Here is a 19,113-nt window from a genome sequence, read left to right as displayed (position 1 = left end):
TTTTCAATTATACAAATCCTTTTTCTTTTAAGCTTATAAAATTATTTTTCCCAATTATTATATGATCAAGCAATTCAATCCCCATGATTTCACCACACTCTTTTATTCTAAGAGTTATATTTTTATCTTCCTTGCTGGGTGTGGGGTCTCCTGAGGGATGATTATGAGCTATTATTATTTTTGCACTACTTTTATTTATTGCTTCCTTAAAGATTTCTCTTGGATGGACGATAGATGTATTAAGACTACCTTTGAATACATCTTTTGTGCCAATAACAATATTTTTAGTATTTAAAAATATTACCTTTAATATTTCTTGCTTTAATAAACTCATTTCTCCATTAATTAATGTCGCTAAATCATTAGGACACATAATTTTTACATCTCTATCTACTGATTTAAATGTTCTAAATCTTTTAAAAAGTTCAGCTAAAGCTAGTATTTGAGAAGCTTTGCCTTCTTTTATTCCCTTTATTGATGTTATATCATCTAAACTTGCTTCTAAAATTCCATCTAACCCTTGAAATTCTGATAATAACCTATTGCTAAGTTGAAGCACATTTTCACCTTTAGTACCGGTTCTAAGTATTATTGCTAATAATTCAGAATTATTTAAAGTATCCGCTCCATACGATAATAACTTCTCTTTAGGTCTTTCACTTTTAGGTATATCCTTAATTTTAAGACTATTTTCCATAAATACTCTCCTCTTAATATTTTGGATACCCCATCCCTTAATACTATATAGCTTCTTCAAGCATAGTTTTCAATTTATTTAAAGGAAGTCCTACAACATTATAGTAACATCCTCTAATTTCTTTAACAAAAATTCCACCTATACCCTGTATTCCATAGGCTCCTGCCTTATCTAAAGGTTCCTTGGTTTTTATGTATTTTCTAATCTCATCGTCATTCATCTTTGAAAAAACAACCTCTGTAGCAACGCTATCTTTTAATACTAAATCTTTTTTAGTGTTAATAACTACTACTCCTGAATATACCTTATGGCTTCTTCCTTGAAGTAATTTAATCATATTGAATGCATCTTCTTCATCTTTAGGTTTTCCAAGTATCTTATCATCTAATGTAACTATAGTATCTGCTGATATTATTATAGCATCTTCTTTTATCTTATCTTTAATGCTCATTGCTTTTCCTAATGCTATACTTTGAACATACTCATCAACTGAGTTTTCAAAAATCACTTTTTCTTCATCAAAATCACTAACCATTATATCAAAATCATCACATAATCTAATTAGTAATTCTTGTCTTCTTTGTGATGCAGATGCCAATATTACTTTCATATAATCACATCCCTTTAATAACTATCATCAAATAAATATCTCTTATTTATAATAATTATAGACATATTACATATTTTTAATAATTAAAATATATAAGGTGTAGTAATTGTGACGACTTACTACAGTCACTTACTACACCAATATAGTTTATCATTTAACTAGTTCTTAAACAAGTACGTTAAAGCAACTTGTAACACTTTTATAAAAATTTAATTTTATTGTAATAATTATTCTATTGCATATTTTTTAATCTTTCATAAAAGTATTTTAAGTATTCATTTACATTATTTTTATTTAATTCATCTGGTAAATTATTTATATAATCACTGATTTCTTTTAAACTATTATTTGTATCCAAGTTCTCTTTTTTTGTAATATTTAAACACCAAGTTTTATAATCAGATGTTTTTACACTTTTTACATTTTCATCTTCTAATGTGCTATTTATCTTTAAAAATGCATTTATAAGTTCTGCAACTTTATTTTGTTCTAAATTTTCTTTAGATATACTAAATTTAATTTTCACAGCATTTATTCCTTGAGATATTAAATTTTCCAATTGTTTTTCACCATCTTTTTTAGAATACAATCCTATAACAACTCTATAATGACCTTCTTCTTCAATAATGTAAGAATTATATTTAGAAGGTATTGTTCTCATTGCTGCATCTGCATTGTCTTTGTTGGAATAATATCCAAATTGTAGTGCTATAAACTCTTGATCTGAAACAACATTTTCTTGTTGATTGAATGAACTAATATCTAATTTCCCCTTAAATATGAATTTACTAAAATACATTCCCATTAAAATTGATAATAAAGCTATTATTAATATTATAAATATAAGTTTCATCTTTCCATGTTTTTTATATTCATATCTAGTATACTTCATAAAATACCTCCTAAAATTAAATTATGTAAAATATATTAATTATATTTGTAATAATATATTTATTGTTAACTTTACATTTATATGAATTATGTTAGGTATTTTATTTTATAAATTTTACTTACGATATCTTATTTAATATAAGTAAATCTGATGTTTCATATTTACTATCTTCAAAAAAGTTTTTTGCAATTCTTAATTTATTGAATCCAGAGTTATTCCAAAACTTAACTGCCCTCTTATTTTTTGAATTTACACCAACTTTGAAACACTCTATACAATATTTACTCTTAAAATATTGCAAAATTTCTATTAACATATTTTTTCCAAGCCCTTTGTTTCTAAATCTTGAATCTATTAAATATAGCCATATGAATAGCTCTGATTTTTCTTGTAACTCTAATCTGCCTTTAAACACACCATAAATCTCATTATCTTTTTCTATTTTTAAAAATAGTTCTTCTTCTGTTAAATAATATTCTAAAAATCTTCTGAAAAATAATTGTTGGTCTAAAGAAAATAAATCAACACTGAATTTGTCATTTAAAATTATCCATTTATTTAATCTATCTATGTCACTCTTTTTTACACTAGTTATTTCAAAATCTTCATAATAAAACTCAACATCTACCAATACATATATCCCCTCTTTCAATTAGTTCTAGATATTAATTACTTATTAAGTAATAATTCTTTATTAATCCATATTTATCCTTTATTAAATATAAATATTTGTTACGTTATTTGAAATGATAATTTATTTTTAAATTTGGCTCTATTTTAAATCTATGTTGATATACATGATAGATAAATATTGTATATTAATTTTTTTGAACTTACTCAGCCATTGTACCTGAGTTTAGCTTCTTTTAGTTTTAACAAAAATAAGGTATATAATAAAATTTTATAATCTTATTACATACCTCTAATATATAAATTTAAAATCAAATTTATAATATATTATAATCTTATTACATACCTCTAATATATAAATTTAAAATCAAATTTATAATATATTATTATCTTATTTCTTTTAATACCTCTAATAAATAACTCCATACTCTTTCTACAGAAGAAATACTCATATGTTCATTTGGAGTATGTGCATCAAATATATCTGGTCCAAAACTTATCATATCTAAGTCTCCTAATTTTTCTTTAAATAATCCACATTCTACACCAGCATGAATTGCCACAACTTCTGCTTCTTCATTATACATTTCTTTGTAAACATCTTTACAAATTTCTCTTATCTTAGATTCTTCTTTATATTGCCACTCTGGGTATCCAGCTGTATTAGACACAGTTCCGCCTAAAATTTCAGTTAAACATTTTATTCTTAAAACTATTTCTCCTCTTAAAGAAAATACAGAACTTCTAACTGCACTATCATATTCTACATGATCTTCTTTTGTTGTAAGAACTCCTATGTTAGTTGAACTTTCAGTTAAACCTTCAATATCAGAACTTACTGTATTTATTCCATTAGGATATAAGTATAAAAGATTTATTACATTTTCTGTACTTTTCTTTGAAAATACTTTTTCTATATTTTCTTTTAATTCTTCTATTTCTAATTGAATATTAGGATCTTTAACTCTAAATTCATTTTTAAACTCATCTCTTAATGTAGATATTATATTTAAAAATTCTTTTTCCTTATCAGCATCTATTAATAATTCTGCAATTGCTTCTCTTGGTATAGCATTATTCTTAGATCCACCGTTTAATGATACTAAATTCAACTCCATTTGGTTAAGTATATTTTTTAATACTCTTCCTATAAGTTTATTAGAATTTCCTCTTCCCAAATGTATATCAGATCCTGAATGTCCTCCACTCAAACCCTTTATTACAACTTTGAAAGCTTTTTTGCCTTCTTTAATATTTTCCCATTGTACATCTAAAGTAGATTTTGTTCTTATCCCTCCAGCACAACTTACTAATAATTTACCTTCTTCTTCAGAATCTAAATTTATTACTATTTTTCCATCTAAGCATCCTGACTTTAAAGCCATAGCTCCACTCATACCTGCTTCTTCATCACTTGTAAGTAAAACTTCTATTGCTGGATGTTCTAATGTATTATCTTCTAATATTGCCATTGCATATGCTACTGCAATACCATCATCAGCGCCAAGTGTTGTACCACTAGCATAAATAAAACCATCTTTTTCTACTAATTCTATAGGATCTTTAGTAAAATCATGCACTTTTTCGTTATTTTTTTCACAGACCATATCCATATGACCTTGTATTATTACCTTAGGAGATTTTTCATATCCTGGTGATGCTGGCTTTTTTATAATTATATTTAAGGCATCATCTTGAATTGCTTCTAATCCTAGGTCTTTCCCGAAATTAAATAAATAATCGCTTATTTCCTTCTCATTCCCTGAACCTCTAGGTATCCTAGATATTTCATTAAAGTAATAAAAAACTTTTTCACAATTAATTTGTTGAAATTTTCTCATAATTATTCTTTCCTTCCTAAATATGTGATAAAATTAACATATGTACTAATTAAGCTTAGTATTAAAATTAAATAAATTGTATTATTTATTAATTTTATCATAAAACTAAATTAATATTATAGAATTTAGCTAATTTTATTATTGAGCTTTAATATTACATAAATACAAAAAGGTATTAAAATTTATAGGAGAGGTGTTTATATGCAAAAAACTAAAATGATTTTTACTATTGGACCTGCAAGTGATAATGAGGAGACTATTAGAAAATTTATAGGAATCGGAATGAATGCTGCAAGATTAAATTTTTCGCATGGTACTTATGAATCACACAGAGAGAAGATAGAATTAATTAAAAAAGTAAGAGAAGATATGGGAACTCCTACTGCAATAGTCTTAGACATAAAAGGACCTAAGATAAGAACACATAACTTTGTAAATGATGGCGTAGAATTAAAAACTGGTCAAGAATTCTGTTTTATATGCGGAGATGAACTTCTTGGTGATGAAGAAAGATGTTCTATTACTTATGAAGAACTTTATAAAGACATACAAATTGGCGGAGAAATTCTTGTTGATGATGGTCTTTTAAGATTCAAAGTTATTTCTGTTGAAGGTAAATCTATTAGATGTGCTGTAACTGTTGGTGGAATGATTAAAAATCACAAAGGTGTTAATGTTCCTAATGTAATAATAAGACTACCTTCAGTAACAGAAAAAGATATAGCTGATATAAAGTTCGGTTGTGAAATGGGTGTAGACTTTATTGCAGCATCTTTTATAAGAAAAGCTAGTGATGTAGCTGATGTAAAGAAAATACTTTCTGAAAACAATGGAAAACATATTAAAGTAATAGCTAAAATTGAAAATCAAGAAGGCGTAGATAACATAGACTCTATAATAGAGCAAACTGATGCAGTAATGGTAGCTAGAGGAGATATGGGAGTTGAAATTCCAATTCAAAAAGTTCCTATAATTCAAAAAATGATAATTAGAAAATGTAATGATGCAGGAAAATTCGTTGTAACAGCAACTCAAATGCTTGATTCAATGATTAGAAACTCTTTACCAACTAGAGCTGAAGCAAGTGATATTTGTAATGCTATATTTGATGGAACTGATGCTATCATGTTAAGTGGTGAAAGTGCTTCTGGAAATTTCCCAATTGAAGCTGCTACAACAATGTCTGAAATTGCACAGGAAGCAGAAGCTCATTTAGATTATGCTCACTTAACAGCAAGATTAAGAGAACCATCTCTTACTGATTATGCTGGTGCAATAAGTTATACAGCTTGTAGAACTTCAAATTTATTAAATGCAGCTGCAATAGTAGCTGCTACTAAAAATGGTGCTACAGCTACTATGATTTCAAGATATAGACCAAAATCTCCTGTTATAGCAATAACTCCTTACGAACAAGTAAGAAGAAGTTTAGCTTTAACTTTTGGTGTATTACCAATGCTTTGCGAAATGTATAATACTACTGATGAAATCTTAGTGGAAGCTAGAAGATCAGTGTTTGAATTAAATTTTGCTTTACCAGGTGATGATATTGTAGTTGCTGCTGGAATGCCAACAACTCAAACTGGTGGAACAAATATGTTAAAAATAGAGAAATTATAATATTTATTTTAAAATTTAAAATACTTTAAAACTCAAATAAGCTGTTTCAACATACAATATTCCTTGTATGTGAAACAGCTTATTTAAATCTATGTATTAATATATGTATAAGCAAAGTAGACTGAGTAATTGAACTTAGGAATACTAAAATAACTATAGTCCCATTTTAGCTTGCTCCCAATATAAAATTGAGACAAGCAGTAAATGTGACAATATTTATTAAGTATTCTCAAAATCCAATTACAATGCTACTTTGCCTATTACATATATGAATACACATTTAAAACATAGCCTTACTATTTTTTTAACTATTCATGTGTACAATATATAAATTTTCATGTATCATACATAATAATATTATTCAAATTTAAAATCCTTAAATAATTCTCCTAATGATACTCCATCTTCTTCATCTACATATTGTAAATATTCTTTACTAGTTTCTACTGCATCTTTTATACTTAAAGATAATCTCTTACCTTCCTTGTTAAAGTCTAATACCTTAACTTTTACCTTTTGATTTAATTCCAATACGTCAGATGGTTTAGCAATATTTTCATCAGTTATTTCTGAAATATGAACTAATCCTTCTATTCCTTCAAATATTTCAACAAACGCTCCAAACGAAGCAAATTTTACAACTTTACCTTCAAATATCATTCCTGACTTAATTTCATTTGTATGTAAAGTCCAAGGTTCTTTATTTATATCTTTTAATACTAAAGATAATTTTTGTTTTTCTACATCAACAGAACCTATATATACTTCAACTTTGTCATTTTCCTTTACTACTTCTTCTGGCCTATTTACTCTATTCCAAGATAAATCTGATATATGAACTAATCCTTCTACTCCACCAATATCAACAAAAGCACCATATTTAACTAACTTCTTAACTACTCCTGTTCTTTTTTCTCCTTCTTTTAAAGAATTCCATATAACTTTTCTATTCTTTTCATATTCTTCATTTTCAATTGCTTTTCTTGATGCAACTATTTTGTTATTTCTAAAGTCTAGTTCTATTATTCTAACTTCTAATTCTGTATTCTTTAATGTACTTAAATCTATCATACTTCTTGATGCTAATGAAGCTGGGATAAATACTCTTATATTACCATAATAAGAAATAAGTCCACCTTTAATTTCATCTTTTACATATACTTTAACATTTTTTTCTTCCTTAAAAGCTTTTTGTAATTGTTCTTTTTCTTTAATAACTAATGCCTTTATAAGTGATAGCTTAACATAGCCTTCACCATCGTTTGGAGATATAACGTATACATCTATTTCGTCATCAACTTTAAGTACATCCATAGGATTTTTATCATCTATTGATACTTCTTCTTTAGCTATTAATCCATCAAATGCATAATTTATATTTACTACTACTTCCTTTTCATTAACTTCTAAAACTTTTCCTTTTAGTATTTGACCTTTATTTATTCTTTTCACATCATATTCTTCTAAAAAACTTTTCATAGTATTATCTGACATTTAACCACTTCCTTAATATTATTTAGCTATCCTTTTAATACTTGTTAATATTTAATGTATAGCCAATCACTTAAAACATCTAATAAACTAGAGCTTAATTAATATAATTTTAATCTATTAATCTAATTTATACAAGAATTCACCCATTTTAATTATGTGTTTATATATTCAATAAGTGAAGTGGCATTATAATTTTTGATTTTACTCTTAAATTTTAAAGAGTTATAATATAACTCTTTAAAAGCTTTTATTTATCATTAAATGTTAGATATATAGAGATATAAAGAGTTAATTGATTTTATTTTTCTCTACTTAACATTTTTAGTTGTTTTTCCATATTGTGTAGTCTAGATATTTTATCTATAATAAAGCTATAATCTTTTAGGGGGTGCTCACTATTTTTAAGATTAAGAAAAAACATATATTTACTATATTATTAGTTTTTTTATTTAGCATTTCCAGTTTGCCATTAGAACTTATATCTAATGTAAACCATAATACTAATAATAATTTAATTGCTTACGCAGATAGTAATATAGATGCCAGTATATTGAGCTCAACAAGCACTAACTTGTTAGCTAAGTCTGGTGGTAAGAGTTCCAGTGGATCTAGATCAACCAGTAAGAGTTCTAGTAGTTCAAAATCTAGCAGTAAAAGTTCCGGAAGCTCTAGCGGATTTAAATCAGGAAATTTTAACAGTTCTTCAAGTAAATCTTCTAGTGAAAGTAACAAAAATACCACTGATAAGAGTGCTGAAGGATTTAAATCAGGAAGTTTTTCTGACACAAAAAATAATAGTAATACAAATTCTTCAAACATAGATAAAACAACTAATGATTCCAATGAAACTAGCAGTGGTGCTTCAAAAGGATTTAGCAGTGGATCATATTCTTCTACTAATAATCCAAATGATTCAAATTCATCCAGCACAAATAGTAGTACGCAGAAGGATGAATCAAAAACATATATACCATCATCAAGTTCAGGGGGACTTGGCTGGTATGGAGGTTCTAGATTTTTTAGACCTATGTATTTTGGATCACCTTCAAGCTTAATAATTAATGCTTTAGTATTAGCACTAATGTTCTTTGTAATTTTAATGTTAATAAAACTTTATTTAAGAAGAAAAAGATAATAATAGATAATAATAAAAAATATTTAGGAGGCATTTTTATGGGAGTTTTTTCAAGAATATCAAATATGTTTAAGGCAAAGGTAAATAATACTTTAGATGAAATGGAAAATCCAATAGAATTATTAGATCAAAAATTAAGAGAAATGGAAGAACAACTTAGTAAAGCTAAATTAAATTCTGCACAAATCTTAGGAAATGTTCATGAAATAGAAAAGAACATGAATGATGCAAAGAAACAATCTGAAGATTTTGAATCAAAAGTAAAACTTGCTTTATCTAAAGGTGATGAAGAGTTAGCTAAAAAAGCTTTATCTAGAAAAATGGAAATTGATAAAAAATATGATTCTTTAAAATTAAGCTATGATAATTCTAAGGTTCAAGCTGATGCATTAAAGAAAAGCTTAAAGGAATTAGAAGAAGAAATAACTAAAACTAGAAACTATAGAGATGAAGCTGCTGCTAGGTATTCTAACGCTCAAGCTTCAGAAAAAATAAATGAAGTATTAGCTAATGTACAAACTAAAAATAATTCAATACAAATTGATAATATAGAAAGAAAAATTCAAAGAACCGAATCTCGTGCAAAAGGTTTAAGTGAATTAAAAGATTTAGATGATTTTGATAGCCAATTTGAAAAATTAAATGAGGTTGATTTAGACCTTGAATTAGAAAAATATAAAGATAATAAATAGGTGATTTCATATGAGTAAAGATTTAGATTTTATTAATGATGAGAAGAAGTACTGGGGAAAAATTTATACTGATATAGCTTATTCTATAAGTGAAAATGCATCATTTCTCTCTAAAGAAAAATTAAAAAACAGAAAATATTATGTTAAATCTTCTGTATTAAAAGATTATATTAAACTTTTAGATTCTACTGAATTAGATTGTAAAAAAGGTGGATTATTTAAATTATTTAAATCCAATAGTGCTTTAGATAAAGTAAGCAACTTTAAAACTGAAAACAGACAATCATTCAAAGAATTGGAGAATTGCAGTAAATGTACTTGTTTAAATTGTACTTTTGATTGTAAATTTAAATCATGCACAAGCTGTAGATTTGGATCTTATATTAAATCATGTGATAAAGAAAAGATTAATGTTAGAAAACATGATAACTTCATTATTGATTTAACAAATAATGATAGTGGTAATTCATCTAAATATAAAGTTTTAGCTACACTTGAAAATTGTATTAATGAAAATCAATATATAATACTAGAAAACATATCTTCATCTAATGATAAATTAGTATTATACTACTATCCCGAAATAAGAGGAGATTCTTATGGAGAGATTACTGATGTAGATGAATTTGATTTTATAGTTGAAACTTATCAAAACGCTGATTATTAAAGATGTAATTTTAGTAGACTATGTTTTAGTATAGTGTTGATATATACATAAGCAAAGTGGACTGAGTAATTGAACTTAGGAATACTAAAAATGATTATAGTCCCATTTTAGCTTGTTCCCAATATAAAATTGTGACAAGCAGTAAATGTGAATATTAAAAGGAAACTCGACTTCGCTGAGTAAGTTCGAAAATATAAATATAAAATTTAGGTTCTCACTTAACTATTCTCAAAAGCCCAATTACAATGCCACTTTGCCTATTGTATATATCAACATATATTTAAAACATAGTCAATTATTAGAACAATAAAGCTGTATTGAATTAATTTCAATACAGCTTTATCATTTATACTATTTCTTTTTTATTTTTTATTTCATTGTTTTTCTTTATTTCGTTAAAGCAATAATTTATTATATCACTTCTCTTTATTATTCCTATAAATATTCCATCATCATCAACTACTGAGACAAAATTCTGACTTATAGCTAATGATATTAAGTTCTCTATATCAGCATTAATAGAAACAGATTTATGAGATATTCTTCGGCTTATATCACTTACATTTACACATTCAGTATTCTTAAAATTTAGGTCAGGAGTATTCTTTAATTTCCATAATAAATCTCCTTCTGTTAATGTTCCAACATACTTTCCTTCTTTATCAATAAGTGGAATAGCTGTGTATCCGTATCGCTCCATCTTCTCCATAACTTGTCTCATTGTTGCATCTTCGCTTTCATATACGACTTCATTTTTTGGAGTAAGAAAAAATGCTATATTCATAACAAAATCCTCTCTTGTACTAATATTATTTACTCTTGTATACTTATATTTTAACATATTTTTATAAAAAAATCTTTAATGAAAACCTTTATTTGCATGAATTTAATTTCTCCAATTTATAGTAATAATTTAGATAAGCCTCTTCTTTAAGTATAGTATTTACTTCATTGTAGGCATTTTCACCTTGAAGTGTTCTTTTAACTATTAACTCACTCAGTATCTTATTATTACATTTAGGACAAATACCTATTGATACAAATCTCCAATTTAATAACTTAAAATTTTCTTTTAAATCTATTTTTTTGTTACACTTAGGACATCTTATATCTAATTTCTCTTCATCTATATCTATATTTTCTAAATCTTTTACGTGTATTGCAGGCATACTATATATATCATTTATTATATAATTTTTAACTATTCTAGAATTGTATATGTGCTTAAATACAAGTAAAGTATATTCAGCATCATTTAATGCATCATGAAGTTTTGTATTATCAACTTTAATTTTCAATTCATCTAATGCACTTTTTAAGCCCATTGCTTTCTTATGTCCTAAAATCTTAGTTGAATATTCTTGTAAATCTAAATACTCCTTTATCCAACTTAAATCAGTATAATTATGATAATTAGAATTTATTATAATTTCAGCAATATCATCCTTAGCCCATGAACATATAATATCCCCATCTTCAATCATATTCTTTAGCTTATCCATGCCTTGTTTAAATGTTATTCCTTCTCTTTTTAAAGTATCCATAGTTATCTTTGTTATATTCGTTACTATTGGATTCATTACAGGAAACACAGATGGCTTTATATATTCTCTCATTTCAGCCACTTGTTTCATATACTTATCAACTTTTATAGCACCAATCTCTATAATTTCATTTTCTAAATTTATATTTTCTAATTCTTTATGTTTATCAAAGAAATCTTCTTCATATTTAGTTATATTTTTTAAATTATTAAATTCTAAATCAATTATTACATACCCCATACCCAAATCCTCTCTTAATACAATGCTTCTGGTTAAAAACTAATTAATATTTTAGTATAAAAATATGCCCTATACTAAAATATCAATTATCTTTAGGACATAAAATGCTTTTTATATACTACATGAAATCTATTCCTGCTAATTTCATTAAATTAATAGCATTTTGAGTCTCACTCTTTCCCCTTCTAAGTATATAATCAAATTTTATTTTATCATCTTCATAAAATTCTCTAAAATTATAATTTATTATTTTATTATCTTCTTTTTCTAAATCACATAATTCTAAATCATGAGTTGAGACAAGTCCTATAGCACCGTATTTTATTAATTGATTTATTAATACAGTAGCTCCAGTATGCCTATCTCTAGAATTAGTTCCTTTAAATATTTCATCTAAAAGGAAAAATACTTTTTCTCCTCTTTTACAAGCTTCTATAAGTATCTTTATTCTTAAAATTTCTGCATAAAATGAAGAAATACTTTCTTCTAAACTATCTCTTGTAGTGATGCATGTATATAAACTCATTATTCCACAGTTAAACCTTTTTGCACATACAGGAGCTCCTATATAACTTAATAACAAATTACAACCTATGCTTCTTAAAAATGTACTTTTTCCTGACATATTTGAACCTGTAATTAATGCAACCTTTTGAATTCCATTTAAAGAGAAACTATTTTTTACTGCTTTATGTCCTATTAAGGGATGACCAATCTCTTCTCCATATACTTCACTAGTATCTAATATATTAGGATATACCCACTCTTCATTATCAAATGCTATATTAGAAATACTATTTAATGCATCAAATTCATTCATTACATTAAGCCATTCCATTAACCTTAATCCATTAGTTTTTCTCCATTTTTCTAAATTATTCATTATAAATACATCTGAAAAAAATAATATATTTATTACTAAATAATATGCATTATAAGAACTATCTCCTATCCATTCTACTAAATTAGTTAGTTTTTTCATTTCTTTCTTACAACTAACTTCTTCATGAGATATCTTATTTTTTAGTTCCTTTAAATATTCTGAATTAAAATTTTCATTTTCTATTAATTCTAATATTTCGCTATATCCATTAATATCTTGTTTTATATTGTTAAATAGTAGTATGTCTTTATTTATTGATTTTGTTAACATTTTAAGTACAACAAAATCAATCATAAATACTAATATAACAAATGACCAAGGTAATATAGTACTTAGTGCTAAAAATATTGATACAAAATTAGTCACTATAAAAATACAGCTAATAATTATATTTATTTTGTTTACTTTGCTTTTCTCTTTACCCCAACTAATTAAATCATTCAAATTAAATTTAGATGATTTGTTCATTAAACCTTTTACTATAAATTTTTGTCTCCATTGAACTTTTGAAGATAGCTCTTTTATAGATTCCTGTCTTATTAGTATATCGTTTTTATTTATATTTTGTTCAATACTTAATATTTGTACTAATCTCTTTCTACCACCAGATGTAACTGTAGAATTTATAAATTGAAAAAGAGAATTAGGTCCAAATATATTTAAATCATTTATAAATTTATGTTTATAATTTAAGTATTCCTCACCATTATCTTTAAACTTTTTAAAATCTCCATTTATTCTATCAATACCTTTTTGATTCATGTCTATTAATATATCTGCAATATTTTTGTCTCTTAGCTTACTTGAATGAAATAGTGCTGCAATTATAAACATAATCAGAAACATGGTAGTTGTAAATATTATTGCTATATAATTATTTGCCTTATATAATAAATAATCAATTATTAACATAAAAAGAACTATTACTAACCTAATAACACTTATAATATTTATTTTTTTTAATAATGACTCTCTTTTTGTTATATTTTCTTTTAAAGTACTTTTATAAAATTCCTTTGAATTGCTCATATTATCTCCCTCTTATTATTAGTAATAATATACTAATTTTAACATATATATTGCCATTTCATAAAAAAATCATAAATAAAATTTATGTATAATTAAAAAAGTGAACCTAATTGGTTCACTTTTTATCTACTTACTTAAAGAATTATATATCTTATCTAAATTATTTTTCATAGCGTCTAAATAACTCATATCATCTTCATTTGATTCTAATGTATATATAGGAACTACCTCTGCACCAACTTCTGATGCTAATGTCTCTGAAACTTTTGGACTTGCTAAAGATTCAGAAAAAATAACTTTTATATTATTTTCTTTACAGAAATTAACCAAATTTTCCAATTCCTTAGGAGTAGGTTCACCCTCTCCATATAAATTTTCAACTGATTTTTGAGATAACCCAAAATCCCTACATAAATAACCAAAAGCAGCATGACCTGTTATAAAATCTTTTTGGCTTAACTCATTAAACTTAGCTGAGTATTCATCATATAAACCTTGTAATTCTTCTTTAAATTTATTATAGTTTGCTTCATATGTATCCTTATTTGCTTCATCCAAACTTATAAGTGAATTTTTTATATTTTCACATTGTTTTTGTACTTGTATTAAACTTAACCATGAATGAGGATCTACTAGTTCTCCCTCTTTTCTAACATCAATGCCATCGCTTGAATTTACTTTTAATACTTTATCATCAGAAACTACATTATTAACAGAATCAATCCAATGTTCCATTCCTAATCCATTATAAATAAAAATATCACTATTCATAAGCTTTTCAAAATCTTTAGTCTTTGGTTCATAATCATGTGGTTCCATATTTTCAGGAACTAAACAAGTAACCTCAATTTTATCTCCGCCTATTTTTTCAGTGAATTCCTTTAATGGATATATTGAAACCATAACCTGTAACTTTTTACTCTCATCATTTACTTTATTAGATTCATTCGTTGAATTTGAATTAGAACATCCAATGATAAATAAACTCATTAGAATGCATGATAGTGTTAAAAAAAATCTTTTTTTCATTAAGTCCTCCTATTTGCATATGATTTGCATTTGCAAATATAATTTTAATTTATTTTCTTATACTTGTCAAACTATAATATAATTATTAACTTAATTCGATTAAATTATAATCATATGAAATATTATCTAAAATATTCTTTTCTATTGTTTGGCATGTAAAAAATATTACTTGATTAAAATCTTCTTTTATTAATAGCTTTAATGCTCTTTCTCTTCTATTATCATCATATTGTATAAATGCATCATCTAAAAATATAGGCACTTTCTTATTTTTAAACAGCATATTTATAAATGATAATCTTAGCGATAGATATAACTGATCCTTAGCTCCATTACTTAATATTTCTGAATCAAATAATACGCTATTATCCCTCACCTTTAACTTATAGTCCTCAGATATTTTAACATCTTTATAATTTTTTAATGTTAAGAAATTAAAATTTTTTAATACTTCATTGTTCAACTTAGGTCCTATATTGCTTCTTAGTTCTTTAAATGATTCTTGTAATTTTAAAGAAGCTACTTCTAAAGCCTTAAATTCTTTTTCACACTTTAAAATTTTTTCCTGAGCATCATATAATTCTTCTTCTATCTCAGCTATTGCTCGTTTACCTAAATATCGTTTTTCTATAAGATGTTCTAAATCTTTTATTTCTTTTTCTATTTTTAATAACTTGTTAGAACTTTTTTTTATTTCTTTTTCTATATCTTCTTCTGATTTATAAGAATAGCTTAAATCATCAGGTAATATATTTTTAATTTCTTTTTTGATTTCTTCTATATTCCTATCTTTTAAAAGCACCTTATATGTTTCTTCTACACTATTAAGATTACTTTTTACTTCCATTATTTTATTAACTTTATCCTTATACTCTTTAATTTTTATATGAAAATCTAATATATCAATATTTTCAAATTCCATTCCTTTTGTCTTTTCTCTTAAATCTTCTTCTTTATGCTTTAGTTGAAAATCTATTTCTTTTAGTTCTAATGCTAATGAACTAATTTTATATTCCATTGGTAATAACTCTTTTTTAAATTTACTATATATATTTACTTTATTTATTGTTTCTTCTATGGAATTACACTCTAATAATTTAAATAATGATTCTAGTACTTTCTTATTTTTATTATATTTATTATTTAATTCTTCTATATTAAAATCATTAATTTCTTTAACTTTAGAGTTTATAGATGCATAAATATTATCCTTATAGATTTTATATGAATCATATTGTGATAATTGCTTTATTAAATTCTCATAATCCTTACAATTAATTTCATTCATATGCAAATTCAATTTTTCTTCATATTGTTCTACTTCATTTTTTAGCTTTTGTATGCTAAGTTTATTTTTTTCTTTAATAGAAGCTTCCTTCATTATTAGTGAATACTTTAAATAGACTTTAGTCAAAATAGCTAGTAAAGGTACTGTTAAGATATCTATTATAAAGTTCTCTTTAAAAATACCTATAAATAAAACTACTAAAAACAAAGCAAACAATACATAAATAAAAATCATCTTATTCTTAATATTTTTTATAGAGCACCTCTCATTGTTTGATGAGTATAATTCTAATTTATATTTTAGTTCTTTTAATTTATCTTTATATAAATTAATATTTTCCTCTATATCCTCTCTATATTCAGCTATATATTCCAAATTCCTCATTTTATTAGATCTAATATTTAAATCATTTTTAAAAGTTTCTATAGAATTTTCTATAGACTCAACTTTATATAATTTCTCCTTTAAATTTTCCTGTTCTATTTTTAATACATATAATTTATCTTTTATATCTTCTTCACAAAGGGAATCTAATACTTTATATTCTTTAAAATCATTGTTTTTTTCATTTAATTTATTTTGTAAAATATTTAATTCTCTTTTCTTTTCTTGTTTTATATCATTTAAATTTAAATATCTATTATACTCTTTATTTAATTCTTCTAAAAACTCACTATTTATATTAGTATAATTTCTATTTAGTTCTTCATTTATTACTTCTTCTTTTTTCTTAAGTTCTTCACTCTTCTTTAAATATTGCGCAATTTCTAAATAATCTTTTTGTAAATTACTCTTTTTTATATACTTCTTGTATAATTCTAAACTATCTAATTTCTTTATTATTTCTTCTTTTTCATTTTTAGTATTTAATAATTTTTCTTCATTTTCTATGTTTGCCTCTGACAGAGTATATGCATTCCATAATTCTTCTTTTAGTAAATTTTTCTTTTCTGTAAGTAAATCTAATTCCCCAGATTTCCTAGTTGTCTTAATTTTCTTTTTTCCTTTTTCTAATACTTCTATTGCTTTCTTAAAAGATACATTTTCTTCTCCTGAATTATAAGTATTAGTTATTTTCTCCATTATTTCTTCTTCTTTATCCTTATTTACCATAACCCCTAATTGATTTATAAATAAAGTTTTAGAAAATGTTGATAAGTTTATATCTAAAAAATATTTTCCTGGTTCATTATTATATGGTATATCTATTTTATCTCCAGTTACTTCATCAAGTATTTCACAGGTATCTTCTTTTTTAGTTAATCCAAAACTTCTTCTTATAACATATGTTACCCCTTCATGTTCAACTGTTAATTCTCCACTTATTTTTCCGCCAGTTAATGGAGTAAACTTTTTCCTATCATTATCTTTGCCACGATTTTTTTCAAATCCATAAAGCCATATCTTTATAAAATTCTCTATTGTACTTTTACCTTTTTCATTTTCACCATATATTAAGTTAAATTTATTAGCAAAGCTTATAATTCTTCCTTTTATCCCTGCAAAATTTTCTATATTAACTTGCTTAATAATTATAATCTCTCACCTCTTCACCTGATAAACTTTGAAGTCCTTTCTTTAAAGCTAATTTTATTATTTCTTTTTCTTCTTCTGTTTCTGCTTTTTCTAGTTCTTCATATATTTTTCTTGCAAATAAGCTCTTTATTGAATACCCTTTCAACAATTCATCCATATCTATTTTCACTTCAGTTTTATCTATTACTCTTATATTGTAATCATCCTTTTTTATCATCTCTTCTATGATTTCTTCTCTTAAATTAAATTCCTCATTAATTTCTCCCTTTAATATTACTTTATAAGAATTATCTTTAATATTTTCTTTATCTATACAACTAAAAATTTTACTTTTAACTTGATTGTATCCAAAGCAACCTTCTATATTTATTTCCATTTCATAATAATTTCTAATAGCTGTTTTTATAAACTTATAATCACAATATCTATTAGAAATCTCTAATAATATAATTCCTTTGTCATCTAATTCATCAAATCCTCTTCCTTGTGGACACCCACTATATGCATAATAAGTATTTGATACTTTATTAACACCAACATACTTATGTCTATGTCCTAATGCTATATAATCCATATTACTTTTAGCAATTTCTTCTTCAGTTATAGGGTTATATTCATTCTTTTCTTTTGATGATATCTCTCCATGAATAACCATTATATTGTTATATCCATCAATTCTATTTACACCTTTTATTAAGGATTCATAAATATAATTGTGAGTAAAAGCAGCTCCCCATATAATAGTTTTTAAATTCTCTAAAACCACTTTTTCCATATTGCCCTTAAATATATATACATTTTTAGGCCACTCGATCATACTATAAAACGATTTTTCGTTATATGGATCATGATTACCTGGACTTATAAATATTTTTACTTTATCTATTTTCTCAAAACATGATTTTAAAAAACATAATGTACTTTTATTTACTGATAAATTATCAAACATATCTCCTGCAATTAATAAAATATCTATATTATTTTCTAATGAAATTTTTATTATTTTTTCAAAGACTTCTTTAAGTTCTTCTCTACATTTAATAGATTTATTATTCTTCATTCCACTAAAAGGAGTATCAAAATGTAAATCTGATGTATGTAAAATTTTTATTTTTTTCATAATATCACCTTTTCATCGAACTTTAGTTCTCATTTTATCATGAAATTTAATAATAGTCCAAAAATTTTCCTTTATTTCCAACATTTATTTATATAATTTTATACTATTAATTAAAATATCTTACATTTCAATTTAAATTGAAAATTTCACATAAAAAAGTTCTTTT

Annotated in this window: 16 protein-coding genes; 4 read left to right on the top strand and 12 right to left on the bottom strand. The window is 24.8% G+C overall.

What is annotated here, in order from left to right; translation table 11 throughout:
* Positions 1 to 7: 7 nt before the first annotated feature.
* The 5 genes from radC to RGC78_RS01490 all read right to left on the bottom strand — a co-directional run bounded on the left by radC (position 8) and on the right by RGC78_RS01490 (position 4,670).
* Positions 8 to 697 (bottom strand): RadC family protein, encoded by a 690-nt coding sequence (gene radC, locus RGC78_RS01510; RefSeq protein ID WP_252214479.1) that lies wholly within the window; start codon positions 695 to 697, stop codon positions 8 to 10.
* A 43-nt stretch (positions 698 to 740) separates the two neighbouring features.
* Complete coding sequence (locus RGC78_RS01505) at positions 741 to 1,307, bottom strand: Maf-like protein (protein WP_252214476.1); 567 nt, start codon at positions 1,305 to 1,307, stop codon at positions 741 to 743.
* A gap of 232 nt (positions 1,308 to 1,539) precedes the next feature.
* Positions 1,540 to 2,199: an SPOR domain-containing protein gene (locus tag RGC78_RS01500; RefSeq protein WP_252214473.1), complete on the bottom strand. Its 660-nt coding sequence runs from the start codon at positions 2,197 to 2,199 to the stop codon at positions 1,540 to 1,542.
* Between the two features lie 118 nt (positions 2,200 to 2,317).
* Positions 2,318 to 2,830: a GNAT family N-acetyltransferase gene (locus RGC78_RS01495; RefSeq protein ID WP_252214470.1), complete on the bottom strand. Its 513-nt coding sequence runs from the start codon at positions 2,828 to 2,830 to the stop codon at positions 2,318 to 2,320.
* A 385-nt stretch (positions 2,831 to 3,215) separates the two neighbouring features.
* Entirely contained in the window at positions 3,216 to 4,670 is a 1,455-nt protein-coding gene (locus RGC78_RS01490) for an aminoacyl-histidine dipeptidase (RefSeq protein ID WP_252214467.1), read from the bottom strand.
* 201 nt (positions 4,671 to 4,871) lie between these two features.
* On the opposite strand from RGC78_RS01490, the gene pyk reads away from it, so the two are divergent.
* Positions 4,872 to 6,290, top strand: a complete 1,419-nt coding sequence (gene pyk, locus RGC78_RS01485) for a pyruvate kinase (protein WP_309555879.1) — start codon at positions 4,872 to 4,874, stop codon at positions 6,288 to 6,290.
* Between the two features lie 357 nt (positions 6,291 to 6,647).
* Here pyk and rpsA read toward each other — a convergent pair whose 3' ends face one another.
* The gene (gene rpsA / locus RGC78_RS01480; protein WP_252214460.1) at positions 6,648 to 7,784 is read right to left on the bottom strand and encodes a 30S ribosomal protein S1; all 1,137 of its coding nucleotides are present in this window, start codon (positions 7,782 to 7,784) and stop codon (positions 6,648 to 6,650) included.
* A 463-nt stretch (positions 7,785 to 8,247) separates the two neighbouring features.
* Here rpsA and RGC78_RS01475 point away from each other — a divergent pair, with 463 nt between their 5' ends.
* The 3 genes from RGC78_RS01475 to RGC78_RS01465 are packed head-to-tail and all read left to right on the top strand — an operon-like array spanning position 8,248 to position 10,278.
* Positions 8,248 to 8,919 carry a hypothetical protein gene (locus RGC78_RS01475; RefSeq protein ID WP_252214458.1) on the top strand — a complete coding sequence of 224 codons (672 nt, stop codon included), beginning with the start codon at positions 8,248 to 8,250 and terminating at the stop codon, positions 8,917 to 8,919.
* 38 nt (positions 8,920 to 8,957) lie between these two features.
* Positions 8,958 to 9,611 (top strand): PspA/IM30 family protein, encoded by a 654-nt coding sequence (locus tag RGC78_RS01470; RefSeq protein WP_252214456.1) that lies wholly within the window; start codon positions 8,958 to 8,960, stop codon positions 9,609 to 9,611.
* A 10-nt stretch (positions 9,612 to 9,621) separates the two neighbouring features.
* Positions 9,622 to 10,278, top strand: a complete 657-nt coding sequence (locus RGC78_RS01465; RefSeq protein WP_252214454.1) for a DUF1292 domain-containing protein — start codon at positions 9,622 to 9,624, stop codon at positions 10,276 to 10,278.
* Positions 10,279 to 10,624: 346 nt separating this feature from the next.
* Here the strand turns inward: RGC78_RS01465 and RGC78_RS01460 are convergent, their stop codons facing one another.
* The 6 genes from RGC78_RS01460 to RGC78_RS01435 form a co-directional block, all read right to left on the bottom strand.
* Positions 10,625 to 11,062 carry a CBS domain-containing protein gene (locus RGC78_RS01460; RefSeq protein ID WP_252214452.1) on the bottom strand — a complete coding sequence of 146 codons (438 nt, stop codon included), beginning with the start codon at positions 11,060 to 11,062 and terminating at the stop codon, positions 10,625 to 10,627.
* 88 nt (positions 11,063 to 11,150) lie between these two features.
* Positions 11,151 to 12,062, bottom strand: a complete 912-nt coding sequence (locus tag RGC78_RS01455) for a 3'-5' exonuclease (protein ID WP_252214450.1) — start codon at positions 12,060 to 12,062, stop codon at positions 11,151 to 11,153.
* 118 nt (positions 12,063 to 12,180) lie between these two features.
* Positions 12,181 to 13,974, bottom strand: coding sequence for a MutS-related protein (locus RGC78_RS01450; protein ID WP_252214446.1), 1,794 nt, complete (start codon positions 13,972 to 13,974; stop codon positions 12,181 to 12,183).
* Positions 13,975 to 14,100: 126 nt separating this feature from the next.
* The gene (locus RGC78_RS01445) at positions 14,101 to 15,003 is read right to left on the bottom strand and encodes a metal ABC transporter solute-binding protein, Zn/Mn family (protein WP_252214443.1); all 903 of its coding nucleotides are present in this window, start codon (positions 15,001 to 15,003) and stop codon (positions 14,101 to 14,103) included.
* A gap of 85 nt (positions 15,004 to 15,088) precedes the next feature.
* Positions 15,089 to 17,827, bottom strand: coding sequence for an AAA family ATPase (locus tag RGC78_RS01440; protein WP_309555911.1), 2,739 nt, complete (start codon positions 17,825 to 17,827; stop codon positions 15,089 to 15,091).
* Positions 17,817 to 18,947 carry a metallophosphoesterase family protein gene (locus tag RGC78_RS01435; RefSeq protein ID WP_309555877.1) on the bottom strand — a complete coding sequence of 377 codons (1,131 nt, stop codon included), beginning with the start codon at positions 18,945 to 18,947 and terminating at the stop codon, positions 17,817 to 17,819. Before RGC78_RS01435 ends, RGC78_RS01440 begins: the two co-directional genes overlap by 11 nt.
* Positions 18,948 to 19,113 lie beyond the last annotated feature (166 nt).

It is taken from the genome of Clostridium aquiflavi, from assembly GCF_031344075.1.
Taxonomy (GTDB): domain Bacteria; phylum Bacillota; class Clostridia; order Clostridiales; family Clostridiaceae; genus Clostridium; species Clostridium aquiflavi.
This window is presented reverse-complemented; position numbering and strand designations above follow the sequence as displayed.